Here is a 21,452-nt window from a genome sequence, read left to right on the forward strand (position 1 = left end):
GTAAAAATAATGACAACACAAACCCAACGTTCGCTACATCTTCAATTTGATAAGGTTATGACGGATATTGTCGACTATGTTATCGATTTCCCTATTACCTCCAATTTAGCCTACGATACAGCCTACTATTGCTTGCTAGATACCCTCGGCTGTGGAATGGAGTCTCTGGAATACCCTGCATGTAAAAAATTACTTGGACCTTTAATTCCAGGTACGATTGTACCTAATGGAACTAAAGTGCCGGGAACTCAATTTCAATTAGATCCCGTACAAGGGGCATTCAACATTGGTACGATGTGCCGCTGGTTAGATTTCAACGATACATGGCTTGCCGCAGAATGGGGGCATCCATCTGATAACCTTGGCGGAATTCTAGCAACTGCGGATTGGTTATCTCGCGAAAATATTAGTAAGGGTAAAAAACCACTGGTGATCCGCGATGTACTCACCGCCATGATTAAAGCCCATGAAATACAAGGTTGTATTGCGTTAGAAAATGCCTTTAATAAAGTCGGATTGGACCATGTTATTCTTGTTAAAGTCGCATCCACAGCGGTTGTTGCTCAAATGCTTGGATTAAACAGAGAGCAGATATTAAATGCCATTTCGTTGGCATGGGTTGATGGTCATAGTTTGCGAACCTATCGCCACACACCAAATACAGGTTCCCGTAAATCTTGGGCTGCGGGTGATGCCACTTCTCGTGCAGTAAGATTAGCGCTCATGGCTCAGAAAGGGGAAATGGGATATCCCACTGCCCTAACCGCCAATACATGGGGTTTCTATGACTCCCTATTTCGAGGGCAAGCCTTTAAGTTCCAGAGACCATACGGTTCTTATGTCATGGAAAATGTACTATTTAAGATTTCATTCCCAGCAGAGTTCCATGCACAAACTGCGGTCGAAGCCGCTCTACAACTGTATAACCAGTTACAACAAATGGGTAAAACAGCTGACGATATTGAATCAATTAATATCCGAACTCACGAAGCTTGTATACGGATCATTGACAAACAAGGCACTCTACATAACCCAGCAGATCGTGACCATTGCATTCAATATATGGTGGCAATTCCGCTTATTTTTGGGCGTCTTACTGCTTCTGACTATGAAGATAATATCGCTCAAGATAGCCGAGTTGATACTTTACGAGCCAAAATGTATTGCCATGAAGACCCTCGTTTCACACAGGATTACCATGATCCCGATAAGCGCTCTATTGCCAATGGATTAACGGTGAAATTAAAAGACGGTCAAGTCCTAGACGAAATTGTTATTGAATATCCTGTAGGGCATCAACGCCGTCGTCAGGAAGGCATGCCCTTATTACTGAAAAAATTTAGAACTAATTTAGCGAGACAATTTCCTGAAACCCAGCAGTTACGTATTCTGAGCGCTTCATTAGACAAACCTCTGCTTGAAGACATGGCAGTTAATGAATATTTAGACTTATTTGTTATCTGATTGATAAGTAAAAAGCCAAGGGAGGTAAACCTTGTTTACCCCCCTGCCAAAACTATAAACTCACTGTAGCCCCTGAAGTTGGTTCATCTTCTGGCGGGACAATTAACTTTCCACTTAGCACTTTTGATGACTCAATATCACGGCGCAACTCGATAACTTCCTCATCAATTTCTTGACGCATTTTTGGTGAGCAGTTGGCTAATAATTTCTCTAACGTTCCCATTATTCCTCCGGTTTCACAAGATGAGATGCATATTCAGCATCCGCTCGTTTAATCAAACTGTTATAAAACAACTTTTCATCCCACCCTTTTTTACTATCCGCACACAATACAATTCCACAATGCTTAGAATCAAATGCAAAACATGCTCTAATGGGCTCCCTACCTACAGGAATCCTTAATTCTTTCATATGCATAAACTTAGAGCGCTTTAGCCTATCAACGTAAGGACGGCCTAAGTAAGGTCCAAACTCAGCAAGAATAATTAATCTCGCTAAGATTTTCTTTCGCACACTATAGTTTTGAATTTCTAACCAATCGTCGAATAAAATCCTTGTTTTTATCGTCCATGTCAACAAAATATATCTCCTAATATTTGAATAAACCCGTAACCTATTGGTTATAAAAAAAACAATTATTTATATGATATGAAAATCAAACAAACCTTTTAAATTCAGATACAGCAAGCGTTATAACGGAAATATTAAATGGATTAAATAAAAAATGAGTTTGATTGCTTTTTATGGGAAGCGCTTCGCAGGAAAATGATGAGCATAAGAATTGGAAGGTAGTCAGCCATGATAATAATTAAATATTATTTATGATTTTTCATGTTTAATATATAAAAAAACCCTAGCTCAATCGAGCTAGGGCTAAGATAGAATAGGCCATTATAACTATTTTAATAATCTAGCGCGTACCGATTTACCTTTGATTTTACCCTGTTGTAGATGTTTCCACGCTTGATTAGCAGCAGATTTTTTAATTGCAACATAAGCATGTATTGGGTGAATAGTAATCTTGCCAATATCGTCACCTTGTAAACCAACATCCCCTGTTAATGCGCCAAGGATATCACCAGGTCGAATTTTTGCTTTTTTACCACCATCTAGACATAGAGTGACCATATCCGCTTCTAAAGGCGTAATACGTAATCCCGTTGGCTCTGGTAACCAATTCAGCTTCATGTTGAGCATTTCTTCCAGTGCATTTGCTCTCTGAGCTTCTTCCGGAGAACATAAACTAATAGCTAAACCACTTTGACCCGCGCGAGCCGTTCGCCCAATACGATGTACGTGAACTTCAGGATCCCAAGATAGTTCAAAGTTAATCACCATTTCTAACGCTTTGATATCTAGGCCACGAGAGGCAACATCCGTAGCAACCAAGACCCGACTACTCCCATTCGCAAAACGAACTAGAGTTTGGTCTCGGTCACGTTGCTCCATATCACCATGCAGTACTAATACACTTTGCTTGCTGTCGTTCAGCGCATCAAAGACGGCTTGGCAATCTTTCTTGGTATTACAGAATATAACGCAAGATGCAGGTTGGTCACGGCTCAATAATTTTTGCAGTAATTCAATTTTGTCATGGCGAGCAACTTCATAAAATTGCTGTTCAACATCCGGTAATTCATTAACTGAGTTAATTTCGATAGTCTGAGGATTGTTCTGAATACGCTGACTAATATCAGCAATACTTTCAGGCCATGTTGCTGAAAATAATAATGTTTGACGTTGATAAGGAGCAAAAGAAATAATGGCATCGATCTCATCAGAAAACCCCATATCCAACATACGGTCAGCCTCATCTAAAACTAACGTTTGCAGATGATCTAAATTTACTGTTTCTTTATGTAAATGGTCGAGTAAACGTCCAGGTGTTGCCACAATGACATGAGCAGCATGGGCTAATGAATCTCGCTGGACACTAAATGGTACGCCACCACATAAGGTTAATATTTTCAAATTGGGAATATAACGCGCTAAACGACGTAATTCATTAGCAACTTGATCCGCAAGTTCTCTTGTTGGGCATAATACTAGTGATTGAGTATTAAAATTTTTCGCATCAATATGTTGCAGTAAACCTAAACCAAACGCTGCCGTTTTACCGCTTCCCGTTTTAGCTTGTGCGCGGACATCCTGACCGGCAAGGATCGCGGGTAAAGCCGCTTCTTGAATTGGTGTCATCGTTAAGAATCCCAATTCATTAAGATTAGAGAGTTGCTCCAAAGGAAGCGCATTCAGTTCAGCAAATGAAGTCACAGTTAACATTCCGAATAAATTAAAAATAGGCAAATGGAGGGAGATGTTTTCTAACACCCCCACATATGATACTAGAAAATAAATTGATAGCGAGTTTGGTTAGTATAAATTTGATTGGCGTGTGCAATACCGCTATTTGTCTGTTCCATATTATCAAACGGATATTGGGTCGTTAATACAACACCTGAATATGGTGTATGCGTTTTATTTTTACCCAAAACAGAAATTAGTTTATTCCCTGAATAGAGATGTACCGCTGGCAAAGTACTTATAATATTGACTCTGACATCGCCATCTGGTGCACCTAATGATGCGGATATTTTTGGCTCATCCGTAGTGTTATCCAAAACAATAGTATGATCGTAACCCCCCATAACTGTTTGGTCTTCATCCAGTAAAAAATCACGCCCTATACGTTTTCCCTGCCGAAAATCAAAGTGAGTATCGGTAACATCTCTCAGCTCTCCCGTCGGGAGTCCGTTTTCATCTAGTGGTAAAAAATGTGAACCTAAAATTTGTAAATCATGCTCTAATGCAGTACGCGTTGAACTCTCGCCTGCTAAATTAAAATAAGTATGGTTCGTTAAATTTACTGGACAATCATGAGTAGATTGATATCGGTAACTAATGATAACTTGGTTGTCATCCGTTAATTGATAATGCACTTCAATTTTTAACTCTCCAGGAAAACCTTGGTCACCATCAGGGGAAACTAATGTGAATACAACTTGCTGTTGGTCTGGTTGCGAGATAGCCCATACTCGATAACTAAAACTATCAGTGCTGGTAGATAAGCTATGTATTTCCTGGCTATTAGCCGCAGGATAAGTTTCACATTCAAAATTGAAAGTAGGATTTCGAAAACCATTTGCCACTCGTCCAATCGTTGCCCCAAAATAGACACGTTGTTCCATTTGAGTCGCCATATTTGGCGCCCCTAAAATGACATCTCGTTTACCAGTATCTAGCGGCAAAATACAACTTACCCAACTTGCGCCAAGACTGCTCAAAATAATTTTCATTCCATCTTTATTCGTGAGTGCGACCACTTTGGGTGTTCTCAGTGTGTGACGTTGTTGCTTGGTAAACTGCATTTTTCTGAATAACCCTTATTCAATGGATTTTTAGCTTAGCGTTATATAAGTTCACAATAATAAAACGAATTTATGATTAACACTATAATTACACTCCTAACAATTTCCATCTTTACAAAAAGATAGCCTCAAATATAAAATGATAGAATAAAAAAGCTGATAACATTTCTGTAATCAGCTTTTTATAAAGTCAGTCGTCTTGGAGTTAAGAATTAATGCAAGCAATACTCATCGTAAGGATCTAAATGGGTCATTACATCAAGTATTTGCGGGTTTTTCATAAGCTGTTTACGAACATTTACTGCTATATCATGCCCTTCAAGGATGGTCATCTGAGCATCTAATTCTAAATGGACATCGACTAATAAGAAGTCACCCGATTTACGCGTTTTTAAATCATGGAATCCTTTTATTTCTTTTACACTTCTAATCACATTACTAATCTGTTCTAGGGTTTCTTCATCGGCTCCTTTATCCATTAAATCTTGCATGGATTGATAGGTAAATTTATACCCCATACGAAAAACAAATGTCCCTACAATTAAAGCGGCAATGGGATCTAAAATACGAATTCCACATAAACTCCCGACAATACCAATAGCAACCACTAATGAAGAAGCTGCATCAGAACGAGCATGCCAAGCATTTGCGACTAACATACTTGAATTGACTTTATTTGCTACATGCAACATATAACGAAACAGCCCTTCCTTAGCGACCAATGCCGTTAATGCAGCAACTAACGCAGCCGTATGAACTTCAGGTATCAATTCAGGATGCAACATTTTATCAACTGCTGACCATCCCATACCAACACCAACAATCAACAAAATGATTCCTAAGATAAGGGAAGCACCATTCTCATAACGAAAGTGGCCATAAGGATGGTCTGCATCTGGTTTTTTATGACTCTTTTATTTGCAATAAGAACAACAAAGTCTGCAACTAAATCAGATAACGTATGAATACCATCAGCAATTAAACCTGATGAATGAGAGAATATACCAACAATAATCTGCCAAATAGACAAAAGTGAATTAACGGCAACACTAACGAGTGTACTTTTTTTAGCCGCATTGAATTTATTTTGTAATAACTCTAAATCGCTTTTCCCACTATTTGGGGTTTTATGTTTATGCATAAAAAATGCTCTTAATGAAAAACAAAATAATTATCATTTAAATATTATTTATTTTCAATGACTTAATTGAATTTAAAATATTCTCATATTATTTGTTAAATGTCTCAATATAAATTGTAAATAATTGATTTCATTGATTGATAATGATTATTCTTTATCTTTCATGTCTAGAATAAAATAGATCTATTGGTAATATGCTAACTGAGTATCAGTTTTTTACTAGCTATATAATTTATAATATATTTATCTCTGTTAGTTATAGATAAATTCAAACGTTAATTATCAGGAATAGATAAATAACATATGATCCACTAGATTATAACTATACAATAAAATTTAAATAACATATAAAGAGGTAGCTATGTATAAAAAAATATTGGTTCCTATTGATTTGTTAGAGGATGATTTAAATGAAAAAATCATCAGCCATGTAGAAAGCTTGGCTAAACTTGGAACACCTGAAATTCATTTTCTATCTGTGCTACCCAGTGTAGAACTGTTTTTTGGTATTGAGGTTGCCATATTGCCTGAAAGCCATAAAAACTCAGCAGAGCGCGCAGCATTAGCCATGAAAGCTCTTGAGGAAGTACTCAAGGATATCAAAATTGCAGACAAACAGATTAACTGCAAAATTAGCATTGGTTCAGCAAAAGATGAGATTCTGGATTATGCAGAAGAGATTAATGCAGATTTAATTGTTGTTGGCTCACATCACCCAAGTACATCTACCTATTTATTAGGTTCAACAGCATCCGCAATTGTCCGTCACGCTAAAACATCTGTCTTTGTAGTTCGCTAAAACTGAGTTTTTAGATTATTTTTTATATGAAAATGCCGCACCCCATATGAATCGGAGCTGCGGCATTCTCCCCGCTATTTCTTAACTGAATCCATTAATTTTTCATCAGTAGACCAAATTCTATATTTTACTTCCATATCAGATGGCGCATAAACCACAATAGGTAGCTTACTGTTATAACGAACAAAAGCATCATCACCTAACTGGGTACTAATAAAGCGATCTTTTGCCGGCTCGGAACAGCCCATCATCGTTGATGCAGGACCTTTCACATCATCTAATTTATAATAGCTATATCCCCAACCCTCTAATGTTTTTTCTTCTAGGTCACCCATGAACCATTGGCGGTTACAATCTGCCTTCATTGTTTTACCGATCACTAACTCAACCATATAGTTGTATTCATTTTGCTGAGCTTTCAGATCAATAACATGACGAGTCATACCAGATTCAGCTTTTGGATACGGCGCGATCTTTCCTAAATCCTCAGTCGCAACTGCACAAGATGAGACAGCTACCGCAGCCATTACAGATAAAATCGCCTTTTTCATCATAAAATTCCTATTTTAAAAAATAAATCCGCATTAAAACCCATGTTTAATTACATAATAAGTTAGATTAACCAGCTTAATCACTATAGATGATTCTTAATTACAAAAATATAGATAATTCGATATCACCTCTGTAATCATACTTAATTTTAGTATAGGGATCATAAAATTAATAAAAATTATGTAAATTTCCTTTTTTCAAATGTACATAAAACAATCAGCGATTATACTGAAAGTGAGGCTTAATACATTCTGAGGAGGTAGTATGTTATCTGCAGATCAAGATTTAGTTTCACAATTAATCGCAACTCATCCCCGCTTTCAGTCCCTTTATGAAAAGCACCATCAGCTTGATAAAGAAATTAGTAAACTTGAAGGGCCTTCTGGTGCAGGCTATAACGAACAAGTCGCTAAACTTAAAAAAGAAAAACTACATCTAAAAGATGAAATGCAAAGAATAATGCAAACAACTCGATAAGTAATTCACACATTGTTGCTCGCACTGACCTAATGGCATAAGGGCCCTTATGCCATTCTTGTCAATCATTAGCCCTACCAATTTAAGATTAAAACATATATATTAAATGTATGTTTTGGATAACTGATTCGGGGTAGTTATGGCGGGAAAGCGAATAAGTCGTGAAATTAAAACGATTGATAAAATGATACAAATCTACCAAAAATCTCATCCTGCCCCAGAGGAAGATCCAGAGTATTATCAAAAAATTTTCAAGTATGCTATTAATCGCCTAGAAAAGTGTCGTTATGGTGAATCAAAACCCGCATGTAAACAATGCCCTATTCATTGCTACCAACCTAAAATGCGTAATGAGATGAAACTAATCATGCGCTGGGCTGGTCCTAAAATGCTTTATCACCACCCTATTCTCGCTATTCGTCATCTTCTCGACGATAGAAAGCCGGTTCCTGAATTACCCCATAAATCTCGGCAATCATCTAATAAATAAAAATTTGCTTTTATCGTCGAAAATATAGAGCGTTGTTAGACTCTAATTTTGATTTTTTTGAAAAAACCTAAAGTGACGCTTATATAAAAAATAGTAACCTTAAATAACTAATTACTAAAATCCATGTTTTAAGTATCACGATTAGATATTCAAATAGCCAAACAAAGTCAATAATGAGATTCAAATCTCATAAATAGCCTAAAAAAGCCTATTATCAATTAATATAATTAATCGAATTAAATCATTAAATTAATTGATTATGAAACTAATTTAATGATTCATTAGTTATATTTATATATGTTATATTTAACGAATGTAATGACAATGATTTATATAGCAATAATTGATTATAATAAGCTAAAAAAGATACATTATCTTTATCGGGTAAAAAAATAGTAAATGAACGCCAAAAAACAATAATTATAAAATACCAAATAAATCAATTTAAACAGATTATTAAACTGAAGTATTAATAATTATCGGAATTATAAAATAAAACGCCAAAAGAAAAGATCGTATTTTCCGATTTAATTGAGGAAATGAATCGGAAAAACCATGCTTTGAAATATTTATTAACATTTAAATTTACAATATGACAAAAACGTAACCTTTTATATAATTTCAATTACTAGAGTAATCATGATTTTTTATATCAATAAAATTGCAAATGCTGACATTTGATTTCGATGGTTACTTTTGGAATTGATATTAATAAAGGTACTAATATGAACAACAATATCAAACTCGGCCAACAAGTGATAAAAAAGGTGCGTATCGATAAAAGTAATCCTCATGCGATACTCGACCTGACCACAAAAGGTCTTATCATCATTGAAAAAGGCTCAGTCTTATTAGAAACTCCTGCGGCAAAGACAACTTTGCATCAAGGAGATATTCTATATCATAAACAAGGATCCTACTCTTTTCAGAGTGAAGACTCTAATACTGATGGTGAATTTTTATGGATAGCGTTAGATGATAAATTTTTACGTGAGTATTTATCTCTCTATGGAGAACAACTCAGTGAGATTGAACGCTCAGATAATACTTCGAACGACATTATTAAATTTACTAGTAATACATTTATAGAACAGATAAGAGATAGCTTGGATTCATTTATTCAATCTCAGTTTCCTGAGATGATACTAAAACTCAGAATCAACGAATTATTGCTTCTTTTATCTTATAGTGATCAAGGTGCAACACTGTTATCAAACTTACGCCAATTAAGTAATCGCCAAGCTGAGCGGCTTCAGACTTTTATGGAAAACAATTATTTAAAGGAATGGAAATTAAATGAATTTGCTAAAACATTTGGCATGGGGTTGACCACATTTAAAGAGTTATTTCATACCGTTTATGCGACTTCACCACGTTCTTGGATCAGTGAAAAACGGATTATGTATGCCCATCAATTATTAATTAATACATCAATGAGTATTGTGGAAGTCTCTATGGAAGCGGGATTTTCCAGTCAATCTTATTTTACTCAAAGCTATCACAAACGTTTCGGTTATACGCCTAGTCGGGTACGAAAAATATCTTAGCCATTCTATAGTCAATATACCCTGTCAGTATAGAGTTAGAGTTTTAACTACACTGGCAGAAAGGTAAAGTTTTATTTTTTCAAAAATAAAAAAGAGCTTACTGATTAGGCAAGCCCTTCTTTTCATACGTAAAACAATTATTTTGCGCTTATAACTTTAAAATCAATTATGGACATTGAGTTTGGTGGAATTGTGCCAGGAACACCATCAACCCCATAGCCACCTTCAGGTTCAATATAAACTTTCACCATGCCGCCAACACCAATTTTATCAACAAACATATTTAATGGCGGTGGTAACTGATTATAAGCTAAAACCATTGGATTTTGTTCTGTATGCATGACAGTCACCTTACCGTCTGTCAACTGCTCTCGCATGATAATTGTGATTTGTTTATCTGCTACATTAGAAATCGGTGCACCTTTTTGTAAGACTTTATAATAAGTATGACTATCCAATTTACTGTATTTCTGCTGGTTAATGTCCTGTATTATTTTTTGATTACGTTTTGCATTCTCTTGAGCAACCGAATTTGTATCTTTCGCAGGGATCTTAATGATGCTTGGCGTTTTACCTGATGACTGTGCCTGATGTGTCTGAGCCGATTTGAGCGAGTCATTTTCCTTCCTTAACTGCATAACTCGCTGATTTAAATCTCTAATCTGAGATTTAAGCCCATCATCGGTAGAGAATGATTTCAATGAAACTAATTCATCTTCAGCTTTCTTCAAACTTTCTTTTGCCTTTGTTAGTTCTTTCTGAACCTTAGTATCGGCTAACACCTTGTCATCCAGCTGCTTTTTAAGCTTATCTAATTCTTGATTCTGTTTACCTGTATTTTCAGCCGTAAATTTTTGTGCTTCTAGCTTTAATTCATTAAGCTGTTTATTTGCGTCTAATAATCTCTGTTCAATATCTGATTGTTGTTTATTACGATTAGCAAGATCAGTCTCAAGTTGAGATATTTGTTTTTCTTGATCTTTAGCTTGTGCAACTAACTTCGAATTTTGAGATTCGAGTTTTTTCTTATCTGATAACTGAGCGGTTAAAGCGTCCTTAATACCCTGCTTATCTGCACCAAGTTTAACTAATTCAGCTTCTCTTTGTTCCAATAAAGAAATTTGCTTACTTAGGTCACTCGTTAAATCTTTAATTTGCTTATCACTAGCTTTTCCAACCAATGCCGTTTGTTTTTCCAAGTCTTTTTGTAATTTTTGTACTTGAGAATTCGCTTGCTTCAATTGAGATTGAGTATCTATATAACTTTTCTCATTCGCCGCTAATTGCGTTTGCAATAAATCTTGCTGGTTTTGGCTATCAGTTAACTGTTTAGTGAGCCTTTCTTGATTATTTTTCTGCTCTACTTGTTGTTTTTTAGCAATAGCTAATTCAGTCTCTAAGTTACTTTTTTCCGATAATTGAGCAACCTGACTAGCGAGTTGTAACGCTAATTGCTGGTTTTTATCCGTCAATATTTTAACTTGTTTGTCGCTGGTTTGCCCCAGTGACGCCAGTTTCTGCTCGGCTTGCGTTTGTTGTGTCTGTAATTGTGCCTTCGCGTCCGCCAATTGCTTCTGAGCCGCGGTTAAATCGGTTTCCAGTCCACTTTTTTGCTGGGCAAGCTGCGTTTGCTGCTGCGCTAATTCGGCATTTTGCTTCGCCAGCGTCGTTTGCGCTGCTTCATGCTGCTTCACTTTTTCCGCTAATTGCGCTGTGAGTTGCTGATTCTGCGCGGTCAGCGTATTCACTTGTTTGTCGCTGGTTTGCCCCAGTGACGCCAGTTTCTGCTCAGCTTGCGTTTGTTGTGCCTGTAATTGTGCCTTCGCGTCCGCCAATTGCTTCTGAGCCGCGGTTAAATCGGTTTCCAGCCCACTTTTTTGTTGGGCAAGCTGCGTTTGCTGCTGCGCTAATTCGGCATTTTGCTTCGCCAGCGTCGTTTGCGCCGCTTCATGCTGCTTCACCTTTTCCGCCAACTGCGCTGTGAGTTGCTGATTCTGCGCGGTCAGCGTATTCACTTGTTTGTCGCTGGTTTGCCCCAGTGACGCCAGTTTCTGCTCAGCTTGCGTTTGTTGTGCCTGTAATTGTGCCTTCGCGTCCGCCAATTGCTTCTGAGCCGCGGTTAAATCGGTTTCCAGTCCACTTTTTTGCTGGGCAAGCTGCGTTTGCTGCTGCGCTAATTCGGCATTTTGCTTCGCCAGCGTCGTTTGCGCCGATTCATGCTGCTTCACCTTTTCCGCCAACTGCGCTGTGAGTTGCTGATTCTGCACGGTCAGCGTATTCACTTGTTTGTCGCTGGTTTGACCCAGTGACGCCAATTTTTGTTCGGCTTGCGTTTGTTGTGCCTGTAATTGTGCCTTCGCGTCCGCCAATTGCTTCTGAGCCGCGGTTAAATCGGTTTCCAGCCCACTTTTTTGCTGGGCAAGCTGCGTTTGCTGCTGCGCTAATTCGGCATTTTGCTTCGCCAGCGTCGTTTGCGCCGATTCATGCTGCTTCACCTTTTCCGCTAATTGCGCTGTGAGCTGCTGATTCTGCGCAGTCAGCGTATTCACTTGTTTGTCACTGGTTTGCCCCAGTGACGCCAGTTTCTGCTCAGCTTGCGTTTGTTGTGCCTTTAATTGTGCCTTCGCGTCCGCCAATTGCTTCTGAGCCGCGGTTAAATCGGTTTCCAGCCCACTTTTTTGCTGGGCAAGCTGCGTTTGCTGCTGCGCTAATTCGGCATTTTGCTTCGCCAGCGTCGTTTGCGCCGCTTCATGCTGCTTCACCTTTTCCGCCAACTGCGCTGTGAGTTGCTGATTCTGCGCGGTCAGCGTATTCACTTGTTTGTCACTGGTTTGACCCAGTGAAGCCAATTTCTGCTCGGCTTGCGTTTGTTGTGCCTGTAATTGTGACTTCGCGTCCGCCAATTGCTTCTGAGCCGCGGTTAAATCGGTTTCCAGTCCACTTTTTTGCTGGGCAAGCTGCGTTTGCTGCTGCGCTAATTCGGCATTTTGCTTCGCCAGCGTCGTTTGCGCTGCTTCATGCTGCTTCACTTTTTCCGCTAATTGCGCTGTGAGTTGCTGATTCTGCGCGGTCAGCGTATTCACTTGTTTGTCGCTGGTTTGCCCCAGTGACGCCAGTTTCTGCTCAGCTTGCGTTTGTTGTGCCTGTAATTGTGCCTTCGCGTCCGCCAATTGCTTCTGAGCCGCGGTTAAATCGGTTTCCAGCCCACTTTTTTGTTGGGCAAGCTGCGTTTGCTGCTGCGCTAATTCGGCATTTTGCTTCGCCAGCGTCGTTTGCGCCGCTTCATGCTGCTTCACCTTTTCCGCCAACTGCGCTGTGAGTTGCTGATTCTGCGCGGTCAGCGTATTCACTTGTTTGTCACTGGTTTGACCCAGTGAAGCCAATTTCTGCTCGGCTTGCGTTTGTTGTGCCTGTAATTGTGACTTCGCGTCCGCCAATTGCTTCTGAGCCGCGGTTAAATCGGTTTCCAGCCCACTTTTTTGCTGGGCAAGCTGCGTTTGCTGCTGCGCTAATTCGGCATTTTGCTTCGCCAGCGTCGTTTGCGCCGCTTCATGCTGCTTCACCTTTTCCGCCAACTGCGCTGTGAGTTGCTGATTCTGCGCGGTCAGCGTATTCACTTGTTTGTCACTGGTTTGACCCAGTGAAGCCAATTTCTGCTCGGCTTGCGTTTGTTGTGCCTGTAATTGTGACTTCGCGTCCGCCAATTGCTTCTGAGCCGCGGTTAAATCGGTTTCCAGTCCACTTTTTTGCTGGGCAAGCTGCGTTTGCTGCTGCGCTAATTCGGCATTTTGCTTCGCCAGCGTCGTTTGCGCTGCTTCATGCTGCTTCACTTTTTCCGCTAATTGCGCTGTGAGTTGCTGATTCTGCGCGGTCAGCGTATTCACTTGTTTGTCGCTGGTTTGCCCCAGTGACGCCAGTTTCTGCTCAGCTTGCGTTTGTTGTGCCTGTAATTGTGCCTTCGCGTCCGCCAATTGCTTCTGAGCCGCGGTTAAATCGGTTTCTACATTATTTTTTTGTTGTATTTGTTCTGTGAGCTGCTGGTTTTTTTGCTCAAGCGATTTCACTACATCTTGTTGCTGTTTTAACGCCAATTGAACATCATTTTTTTGAGTTTGTGCTAACTTGAAATCTTCTTCTTTCTGCTTTAACAATTCTTCTTGTTTTAGCAGGTTTGCATTAAGTAACTTCAATTGCTCATCAGTCTTACCCGAAAGCTGTAGTTGCTGTTGAGCGTCAGACTGTAATTTAGTAATTTCTGTCGTTAGCTGTTCAATTCGCTGATTAGCATCAATGACGTACTTATCTTTTTCTATTAATTGCTGTTTTGCATTAGCAAACTCGGCCACACCATCGCTCAGCTGTTTTTCGAGCTGTTGAATAGTTTCCTTTGACTGTTTGTTCTCTACGCTAAGTTCCGTTAGATTATTTTGCTTTTCGGCAACTTCTTTTCTAACTTTAACTAATTCTTTATTTAACTCATCTACAATTAGTTTGTTATCAACTGATTTAACTACACCCTGCAATTGTTCAATTTGCTGTCTATTTGCAACAAGCTCTTCATTTAATTTATCAATTGCAAACTGCTTTTCGGTAATAATGTAATTTAATTCTGCAACACTCTTATTATGATGTATCAGTTGAGAAACTAGCTGCCCATCCGTTAACAAATTATTGTACGAGATTAATTCACCAATACCTTGAGCAATACCAAATCTATAAAGATTCTTTAATTGCTGCTGCTCAATTAGACTCGCCAATTGCGCAAGATAAGCAGAATTATCAATCCCTGCTTGTTTAGTAAATCTCGTGGAATATAAACCAAGTGGATCAAGAACAACTTGGTATTTAGCAAAATCTTTTGCCAAATATTTAGGATTCCATTGGTTATTTTGGAATATGCTAGGATAGGATGAGAGTATTATTGGTTGATAAGATTGAGTGTTTGTCGCTAATGGATAAACTTCAGAGACAGTACTGATTTCTGTCTCTGAAGGCTTAATTTGTTCTTCGCTTTTTATCTTTAGAGATTCAGATACCACCACTGTGTTCAATGGACGTTTATCGTTCTTTTTCTCTTTAATTTTTTGCTGTTTAACTGTTGAGGTTTGGCGCTTTTCTTTCTCCTTAGCTACAGGAACAGGGGAAAGCGTAGCCAAAACATCATAACCTTGAGCCTGTGTACTAATATTCAGTGGCACTTCTGCTGGTAGTGACTTTGTTTTTTTTCCTTCATTTTCTGATTGAAGGTAAGAATCGAAATCATCAATGACATTATTAAAACGTTCCGCATGGGAAACTTGAGAATAAAATGTCGAAAACAGTGCCAGAGAGACACACAGCCTTAGGTTAAGTCTCATAATCCATTAATTTTCTGCAAAGTAGATTCAGTTGATAGTACAGCGCTATAACGCACTTTTGCGCAAAGTACTTTTGTTTTAGATTCTATCGCCATCTGTAATAGCTCAATAGTATCTGGGCTAGCGGTTGCTTCAATTTGCTTATACAGTTGGTTAATATCACTCACTTCCTTGAATGAACCCACTAAGCGATTGTAATCTTCAGGAGATAATGCTTTTAGTGAACTTAATTCTCTAATACACACATTCAGATTTTCTGATCCTTGCTTCCCTAAACCATTAGGAGAGCGCTCCAATGCATTATTTAAAATGTTTTGGGATTCAGGATAAGAATTATCGGATTTTTCTTGCGCTACAGGCTCAGTTTTCACTGCCGCTTGCTTACTTTCACTATTCATTGATGCAGTATTCGTTGAGCTTTGGTTAGCCGTGCAGCCTGCAAGAAATGCTGTACTTACCAAAAGCAAAGATGCAACATTAAATTTATTTAAAAACATATAGTTACCTTAACAGTACTTTTCTTCGCTATTATTATGATATCCCAGAAACCTAGTGTAAGCTAAAAATCAGCTATTTTCTATAAGTCACAATAGAGAAATAGAGTCGCCGCATAAATTTAGTGTTTTGTTATTTTGCATCAAAATAATTTAATCGTCAGAATTTAGTTATTCCAACACACTAATACCAACAATTACCCTAAATAAGAGATAATTCACCAGAATTTTCTAAATTTATTACGCATTAATTAAGTAAATCTTCTCGAGTGTACTACCAATCTAGAATAACAACAGACCAATAACATACTCTCACTAAAAACTTTCATTTTTTATTTTAGTTTGTTATCTGGTCATTAAATATCTGTTTATTTGGAAGAGCTACAAGACTAATAAAGTAACATCGTATTAAACTAAAATGAGATACCCATCCGTTTTTATTCGATTTTTATAAGTGCTCGTATTTATGACAAGCTATTTCAGTGCAACTATTTTTATAAATAAAAATACTTAGTTATAAAAATAATTCGACACTCAGTAATATACTGAGTGTCGATAGAAAACTGTTATGCTTTGCTAGGACGTAATGCAGGGAATAAAATCACATCACGAATAGTATGGCTATTAGTAAACAGCATAACCATACGGTCAATACCAATACCTAAGCCTGCTGTTGGTGGTAGACCATGCTCTAAAGCGGTAACATAGTCTTCATCATAGAACATTGCTTCATCGTCACCTTCATCTTTTTGACGAACTTGCTCAGCGAAACGTTCAGCTTGGTCTTCAGCATCGTTTAACTCAGAGAAGCCATTACCAATTTCACGTCCACCAATAAAGAACTCAAAACGGTCTGTGATGAATGGATTATCATCGTTACGACGTGCAAGTGGAGAAACTTCAGCTGGGTATTCAGTAATAAACGTTGGTTGAATTAGGTGGCTTTCCGCAACCTCTTCAAAAATTTCGCACTGAATACGACCCAGTCCCCAGCTCTTTTCAATCTTAATACCAATAGACTGAGCAATCGCTACCACTTTATCCATATCATCTAAGTCTGCTACATTCGTTTCAGGACGATACTTACAGATAGCTTCTTTCATAGTTAATTTGGCAAATGGTTTACCAAAATCGAACTCTTGTTCGCCATACTTAACAACCGTATTGCCTAACACTTCCTGAGTCAAAGTACGGAATAAATCTTCAGTCAGTTTAATTAAGTCACGATAATCCGCATACGCCATATACAGTTCCATCATAGTAAATTCTGGATTATGGCGTGGAGATAGACCTTCATTGCGGAAGTTACGGTTAATTTCGAATACACGTTCAAAGCCACCCACAACTAATCTTTTCAGATACAGCTCAGGAGCAATACGCAGATACATATCGATATCTAACGCATTATGATGTGTCACGAATGGACGCGCAGAAGCCCCCCCAGGGATCACTTGCATCATTGGTGTTTCAACTTCCATAAACCCTTGGCTTACCATGAAGTTGCGCACTTCTGCTAAGATCTTAGAACGGATGATAAATGTGTTACGAGATTCATCATTCGCGATCAAATCTAAGTAACGTTGACGATAACGCGTTTCTTGATCGGACAACCCGTGGAATTTGTCTGGTAATGGGCGTAGAGCCTTGGTCAGCAAACGAACTTCATGACAGTGAACCGTCAATTCGCCAGTTTTAGTTTTAAACAAACGACCTTTAGCGCCTAAAATGTCACCTAAATCCCATTTTTTGAACTGCTCGTTATACACACCTTCTGGCAGATCATCACGAGAAACATAAATCTGAATACGTCCGCCAACATCTTGTAATGTTGCAAATGAGGCTTTCCCCATAATACGGCGAGTCATCATTCGGCCAGCGATGGTAACGTCGATATTTAAGTCTTCCAACTCTTCTGCTGTTTTTTCATCAAATTCAGCATGCAGCTTGTCAGAAATATTTTCACGACGAAAATCATTAGGGAATGCGATACCCTTTTCACGTAATGCAGCAAGTTTTTCTTTACGGACTTTTAGTTCGTTATTCAAATCGGGAGCTTGTTCCACACCCTGTTGTTCCTGAGACATTTTTTCCTCACAGGCCAGCTTTTAAACTAGCTTCAATGAATTTATCCAAATCACCATCCAGTACGGCTTGCGTATTACGCGTTTCCACACCAGTACGTAAATCTTTGATTCTTGCATCATCAAGGACGTAAGAACGGATTTGACTTCCCCAGCCAATGTCCGATTTATTCTCTTCCATCGCTTGCTTATCTGCATTTTTTTTCTGTATTTCCAGTTCATAAAGCTTTGCTTTTAACTGGCGCATGGCTTGATCTTTGTTTTTATGTTGCGAACGGTCGTTTTGACACTGAGTCACAATATTTGTCGGTATATGGGTAATACGTACCGCTGACTCAGTTTTGTTAACGTGCTGACCACCAGCACCAGAGGCGCGGTATACATCGATACGTAAATCAGCAGGGTTAATCTCGATATCAATATCATCATCAACTTCAGGATAAATAAACGCTGAACTAAAGGAGGTATGACGACGACCGCCTGAGTCAAATGGACTTTTACGGACTAAACGGTGAACTCCCGTTTCTGTTCTTAACCATCCGTAAGCATAGTCACCGATAATTTTTATTGTGGCTGATTTTAAGCCTGCAACATCACCATCTGACTCTTCAATAATTTCTGTTTTGAAGCCTTTTGACTCAGCCCAACGTAGGTACATACGCATTAGCATACTTGCCCAATCTTGCGCTTCAGTACCACCAGAACCAGCTTGTAAGTCAATATAACAGTTAGCACTATCGTACTCACCAGAGAACATTCGACGGAATTCAAGTTGCTCTAACTTACCTTGTAGCTGCTCTAATTCAGCATCCGTTTCATTGAACGTTTCTTCGTCATCAGCTTCTATCGCTAACTCTAGTAACCCTTCAACATCCTCAATACCTTGCTCTAATTGGTCAATCGTATCCACGATGGCCTCAAGTGAGGAGCGTTCTTTGCCTAGTGCCTGAGCGCGTTCTGGTTCATTCCAGACATCCGGCTGCTCAAGTTCTGCGTTAACTTCTTCTAAGCGTTCTTTCTTGGCATCATAGTCAAAGATACCCCCTCAGAACCATTGTCCGTTCAGACAGGTCCTGAATCTTATTTTTTACTGGGTTTATTTCAAACGTCATTTTCGCTATCTTATAGTTGATCAATAAAGATAAATATTTTCTTTCACAAACCGTTTAGTATAACGGAATTCCTATCAGTTTTATAGGGCGTTGCTACCCTATTTCTGCATGAAATCTGCTGTCATTTTATTCCGGCCAAATATGTTCAATCATTAGCTGGACATTTTTTTGACCTCTAAATTCATTCACATCCAGCTTAAAGGCAATTTTTGCTTTTTTAACACTATTATCTGGCCAGCGGCGAACATCAATATTAAACATTATTCCATCTAACATTGGCCCGCCATTGACGGGTTCTAACATTAATTTTAAATGTTTTTCGCCTACTATTTTTTGCTGCAATAGTTGGAAATGCCCATCAAATATAGGCTCTGGGAACGCTTGTCCCCATGGTCCGCTTTCTCGTAGTAGCTCTGCTGTTTCCAATGAAAATTGGTTGCGCAGCAATTCGCCGTCACTCCAAATAACACCAGATAGTTGCTCTGGCTGAATGAGTTCACCCATTAAACTTTCAAAATGGTATTTGAACGTTTCGAATTTACGCTCTTCCAAACTTAGCCCCGCAGCCATGGCATGTCCCCCAAATTTTTGCATTAACCCTGGCTGTAAAGTATTTAACCGCTCGAGGGCATCACGCATGTGAACACCTTGTACTGAGCGTCCAGAGCCTTTTAGTATGCCATCGCCAGCGGGCGCAAAAGCGATAACAGGCCGGTGAAATTGCTCTTTTATGCGGGAAGCTAATATTCCAACAACACCTTGGTGCCATTCAGGATGATATAGCGCTAAGCCATTCGGTAGTTGGCTATCGCTATAATTAATTTTGTTAAATAATACTAACGCTTCTTGCTGCATACCCGCTTCTATATCGCGGCGAGTTTGGTTTAAGCCATCGAGTTCATTCGCCAATTCACGGGCATATGCCATATCATCAGTCAGCAACAGCTCAATGCTAACAGACATATCATCAAGCCGCCCTGCGGCATTGAGCCGGGGCCCTAGTGCAAAACCAAAGTCATTTGCCACCAATCGTGAAGAATCTCGTTTTGAAACTTCAATCAGAGCTTTAATCCCCGCACAGCAACGCCCCGCTCTCACACGGTTTAATCCTTGGTGAACTAAAATCCGATTATTCATATCAAGGGGAACAACATCGGCGACAGTCCCCAAAGCAACTAAATCGAGATATTCTGCTAAATTAGGTTCACTTATTCCTTGTTGTTCAAACCATTTTACTTGACGAAGATGTGCTCTAAGCGCTGACATCAAATAAAAAGTAACACCCACTCCAGCCAGCGATTTAGAGGGGAATTGGCATTCATGCAAATTGGGATTAATAATCGCATCCGCATTCGGTAAGGTTTCACCCGGCAGATGGTGATCCGTAATAATCACTTTCATACCATATTGATGGGCAGTTTCTACTCCTTCATGGGATGAAATACCGTTATCCACCGTGATGATCAGGTCGGTTCCCTGTTTATAGGCTTCGTCTACAACCAGAGGCGTCAACCCATACCCATTTTCAAAACGATTTGGCACAATATAGTTTAAATTAGCATATCCCATTGCCTTTAAAGCACGCATCGCCAGTGCTGTGCTCGTAGCTCCATCCGCATCAAAATCCCCAACAATGGTGATTTTTTGATGTTCGGTTAATGCGCGATAGAGTATGTCTAGCGAATTATCAATCCCAGATAGAGATTGATAATTCAAAAGATGAGAGGCTTTACGCTCCAATTGAGTTCTATCCGTGATCCCTCTGGAGGCATAAATACGTTGTAATAGTTCGGGGATATCAGACAAGGCCCCAGTATTACCCGTTAATTCTCTTTGACGTAAAAAAGTTTCTACATTCACAATAATTGGCTATTTCTGTTCGAGTAATTGAAGTAAATCATCAGGTTTTACAAAGCCGGGAAGCACCTGCCCATTTGATAGCACGATAGCTGGAGTCCCTGTCACTTTAAACAATTGTCCCAATTTTAAATGGTTCCCTAAATCAATTTTACAGCTATCAATAATAGCGACTTCATCCCCTTTAAATGCTTTACTCAGCGCATCTTGAGGTAAACCATTACACCAAATTGATGCCATTTGTTTTGCTGTATCACTTTTTAAACCTTGGCGAGGGAACGCAAGGTAACGAACGGTAACTCCCTTGCTATTTAGTTCACCCACTGTTTCATGCAGTTTCTTACAATAACCACAGCTGATATCTGTAAATACAGTAACCACATATTTCTCATTTGGCGCTTTGAATATAATCATTTCATTTTTTAGCGCTTCCATTTTCTTCAAAAGTGGTTGGTTGCTAATATTCAGTGGTACTTTACCGCTCATATCATAGATAGGACCTTGCAGCAGGTATTTACCATCGTCAGTGATATAAATAACCCCGGTATCTGTTTCTACGGTATTTAAGCCAACAATGGGTGATGGCTTGATTGACTCAACCTGCATGTCATATTTTGCCAATGTCTCTTTGATCAGTTTTTCTTCCGTTGCTCCATATACAGACACCGTGAAAGAGGCAATACAAGCAGCCAATAAGAGTAATTTACGTTTCATAT

At 39.0% G+C, this 21,452-nt stretch carries 16 protein-coding genes and 1 pseudogene; 5 read left to right on the top strand and 12 right to left on the bottom strand.

Annotation, left to right across the window (positions count from 1 at the left end):
• The first annotated feature begins 9 nt into the window (after positions 1–9).
• Positions 10–1,464, top strand: a complete 1,455-nt coding sequence (locus EL244_RS12225; protein ID WP_126461227.1) for a bifunctional 2-methylcitrate dehydratase/aconitate hydratase — start codon at positions 10–12, stop codon at positions 1,462–1,464.
• Positions 1,465–1,516: 52 nt separating this feature from the next.
• Here the strand turns inward: EL244_RS12225 and EL244_RS17915 are convergent, their stop codons facing one another.
• From EL244_RS17915 to EL244_RS12245, 5 genes and pseudogenes are all read right to left on the bottom strand, one after another.
• The gene (locus tag EL244_RS17915; RefSeq protein ID WP_006814934.1) at positions 1,517–1,687 is read right to left on the bottom strand and encodes a hypothetical protein; all 171 of its coding nucleotides are present in this window, start codon (positions 1,685–1,687) and stop codon (positions 1,517–1,519) included.
• Positions 1,687–2,043, bottom strand: a complete 357-nt coding sequence (locus tag EL244_RS12230) for a type II toxin-antitoxin system RelE/ParE family toxin (protein WP_409268290.1) — start codon at positions 2,041–2,043, stop codon at positions 1,687–1,689. The genes EL244_RS17915 and EL244_RS12230 overlap by 1 nt, the downstream gene beginning before the upstream one ends.
• A 318-nt stretch (positions 2,044–2,361) precedes the next feature.
• Positions 2,362–3,735 (bottom strand): ATP-dependent RNA helicase DbpA, encoded by a 1,374-nt coding sequence (dbpA, locus tag EL244_RS12235; protein ID WP_126461230.1) that lies wholly within the window; start codon positions 3,733–3,735, stop codon positions 2,362–2,364.
• A gap of 71 nt (positions 3,736–3,806) precedes the next feature.
• Complete coding sequence (locus EL244_RS12240; protein WP_126461233.1) at positions 3,807–4,829, bottom strand: galactose-1-epimerase; 1,023 nt, start codon at positions 4,827–4,829, stop codon at positions 3,807–3,809.
• Between the two features lie 212 nt (positions 4,830–5,041).
• A pseudogene (locus EL244_RS12245) lies at positions 5,042–5,970 on the bottom strand (cation diffusion facilitator family transporter).
• Between the two features lie 361 nt (positions 5,971–6,331).
• Between EL244_RS12245 and EL244_RS12250 the strand changes: the two are divergent.
• Positions 6,332–6,769, top strand: a complete 438-nt coding sequence (locus tag EL244_RS12250; protein WP_006814939.1) for a universal stress protein — start codon at positions 6,332–6,334, stop codon at positions 6,767–6,769.
• A 74-nt stretch (positions 6,770–6,843) separates the two neighbouring features.
• Here EL244_RS12250 and eco read toward each other — a convergent pair whose 3' ends face one another.
• The gene (eco, locus tag EL244_RS12255) at positions 6,844–7,320 is read right to left on the bottom strand and encodes a serine protease inhibitor ecotin (RefSeq protein ID WP_126461236.1); all 477 of its coding nucleotides are present in this window, start codon (positions 7,318–7,320) and stop codon (positions 6,844–6,846) included.
• Between the two features lie 265 nt (positions 7,321–7,585).
• Between eco and EL244_RS12260 the strand changes: the two genes are divergently transcribed.
• From EL244_RS12260 to EL244_RS12270, 3 genes are all read left to right on the top strand, one after another.
• A complete protein-coding gene (locus EL244_RS12260; RefSeq protein ID WP_006814941.1) occupies positions 7,586–7,798 on the top strand; it encodes a DUF465 domain-containing protein in 213 nt (70 codons plus the stop codon).
• Positions 7,799–7,937: 139 nt separating this feature from the next.
• Positions 7,938–8,288, top strand: coding sequence for a nitrous oxide-stimulated promoter family protein (locus tag EL244_RS12265; protein WP_126461239.1), 351 nt, complete (start codon positions 7,938–7,940; stop codon positions 8,286–8,288).
• Between the two features lie 725 nt (positions 8,289–9,013).
• Positions 9,014–9,835 (top strand): helix-turn-helix transcriptional regulator, encoded by an 822-nt coding sequence (locus tag EL244_RS12270; RefSeq protein ID WP_126461244.1) that lies wholly within the window; start codon positions 9,014–9,016, stop codon positions 9,833–9,835.
• Positions 9,836–9,972: 137 nt separating this feature from the next.
• On the opposite strand, the gene EL244_RS18075 is transcribed toward EL244_RS12270, so the two are convergent.
• The 6 genes from EL244_RS18075 to dsbC all read right to left on the bottom strand — a co-directional run bounded on the left by EL244_RS18075 (position 9,973) and on the right by dsbC (position 21,450).
• Positions 9,973–15,192, bottom strand: a complete 5,220-nt coding sequence (locus tag EL244_RS18075; RefSeq protein ID WP_232004550.1) for a hypothetical protein — start codon at positions 15,190–15,192, stop codon at positions 9,973–9,975.
• Positions 15,189–15,689: a hypothetical protein gene (locus EL244_RS12280; protein WP_006814948.1), complete on the bottom strand. Its 501-nt coding sequence runs from the start codon at positions 15,687–15,689 to the stop codon at positions 15,189–15,191. Before EL244_RS12280 ends, EL244_RS18075 begins: the two co-directional genes overlap by 4 nt.
• Positions 15,690–16,252: 563 nt before the next feature.
• The gene (gene lysS / locus EL244_RS12285; RefSeq protein WP_126461246.1) at positions 16,253–17,770 is read right to left on the bottom strand and encodes a lysine--tRNA ligase; all 1,518 of its coding nucleotides are present in this window, start codon (positions 17,768–17,770) and stop codon (positions 16,253–16,255) included.
• Between the two features lie 7 nt (positions 17,771–17,777).
• Positions 17,778–18,879 (bottom strand): peptide chain release factor 2 gene (prfB, locus tag EL244_RS12290; protein WP_119246378.1). Its coding sequence is split into 2 segments (ribosomal slippage): positions 17,778–18,800 and positions 18,802–18,879, totalling 1,101 coding nucleotides; the frame shifts between segments, so codons are not numbered across the junction.
• A 126-nt stretch (positions 18,880–19,005) separates the two neighbouring features.
• Positions 19,006–20,739 carry a single-stranded-DNA-specific exonuclease RecJ gene (recJ, locus tag EL244_RS12295; RefSeq protein WP_006814951.1) on the bottom strand — a complete coding sequence of 578 codons (1,734 nt, stop codon included), beginning with the start codon at positions 20,737–20,739 and terminating at the stop codon, positions 19,006–19,008.
• Between the two features lie 9 nt (positions 20,740–20,748).
• Positions 20,749–21,450 carry a bifunctional protein-disulfide isomerase/oxidoreductase DsbC gene (gene dsbC / locus EL244_RS12300; protein ID WP_006814952.1) on the bottom strand — a complete coding sequence of 234 codons (702 nt, stop codon included), beginning with the start codon at positions 21,448–21,450 and terminating at the stop codon, positions 20,749–20,751.
• Between the last annotated feature and the right edge of the window lie 2 nt (positions 21,451–21,452).

The sequence above is a fragment of the Providencia rustigianii genome, from assembly GCF_900637755.1.
In the GTDB taxonomy this organism is placed as follows: domain Bacteria; phylum Pseudomonadota; class Gammaproteobacteria; order Enterobacterales; family Enterobacteriaceae; genus Providencia; species Providencia rustigianii.

Excerpts from the sequence above, each read along its gene's own strand:
- EL244_RS12225 (WP_126461227.1), top strand. The coding sequence starts at position 10 with ATGACAACACAAACCCAACGTTCGCTACATCTTCAATTTGATAAGGTT.
- EL244_RS17915 (WP_006814934.1), bottom strand. The coding sequence starts at position 1,687 with ATGGGAACGTTAGAGAAATTATTAGCCAACTGCTCACCAAAAATGCGT.
- EL244_RS12240 (WP_126461233.1), bottom strand. The coding sequence starts at position 4,829 with ATGCAGTTTACCAAGCAACAACGTCACACACTGAGAACACCCAAAGTG.
- EL244_RS12250 (WP_006814939.1), top strand. The coding sequence starts at position 6,332 with ATGTATAAAAAAATATTGGTTCCTATTGATTTGTTAGAGGATGATTTA.
- eco (WP_126461236.1), bottom strand. The coding sequence starts at position 7,320 with ATGAAAAAGGCGATTTTATCTGTAATGGCTGCGGTAGCTGTCTCATCT.
- EL244_RS12260 (WP_006814941.1), top strand. The coding sequence starts at position 7,586 with ATGTTATCTGCAGATCAAGATTTAGTTTCACAATTAATCGCAACTCAT.
- EL244_RS12265 (WP_126461239.1), top strand. The coding sequence starts at position 7,938 with ATGGCGGGAAAGCGAATAAGTCGTGAAATTAAAACGATTGATAAAATG.
- EL244_RS12270 (WP_126461244.1), top strand. The coding sequence starts at position 9,014 with ATGAACAACAATATCAAACTCGGCCAACAAGTGATAAAAAAGGTGCGT.
- EL244_RS18075 (WP_232004550.1), bottom strand. The coding sequence starts at position 15,192 with ATGAGACTTAACCTAAGGCTGTGTGTCTCTCTGGCACTGTTTTCGACA.
- EL244_RS12280 (WP_006814948.1), bottom strand. The coding sequence starts at position 15,689 with ATGTTTTTAAATAAATTTAATGTTGCATCTTTGCTTTTGGTAAGTACA.
- lysS (WP_126461246.1), bottom strand. The coding sequence starts at position 17,770 with ATGTCTCAGGAACAACAGGGTGTGGAACAAGCTCCCGATTTGAATAAC.
- dsbC (WP_006814952.1), bottom strand. The coding sequence starts at position 21,450 with ATGAAACGTAAATTACTCTTATTGGCTGCTTGTATTGCCTCTTTCACG.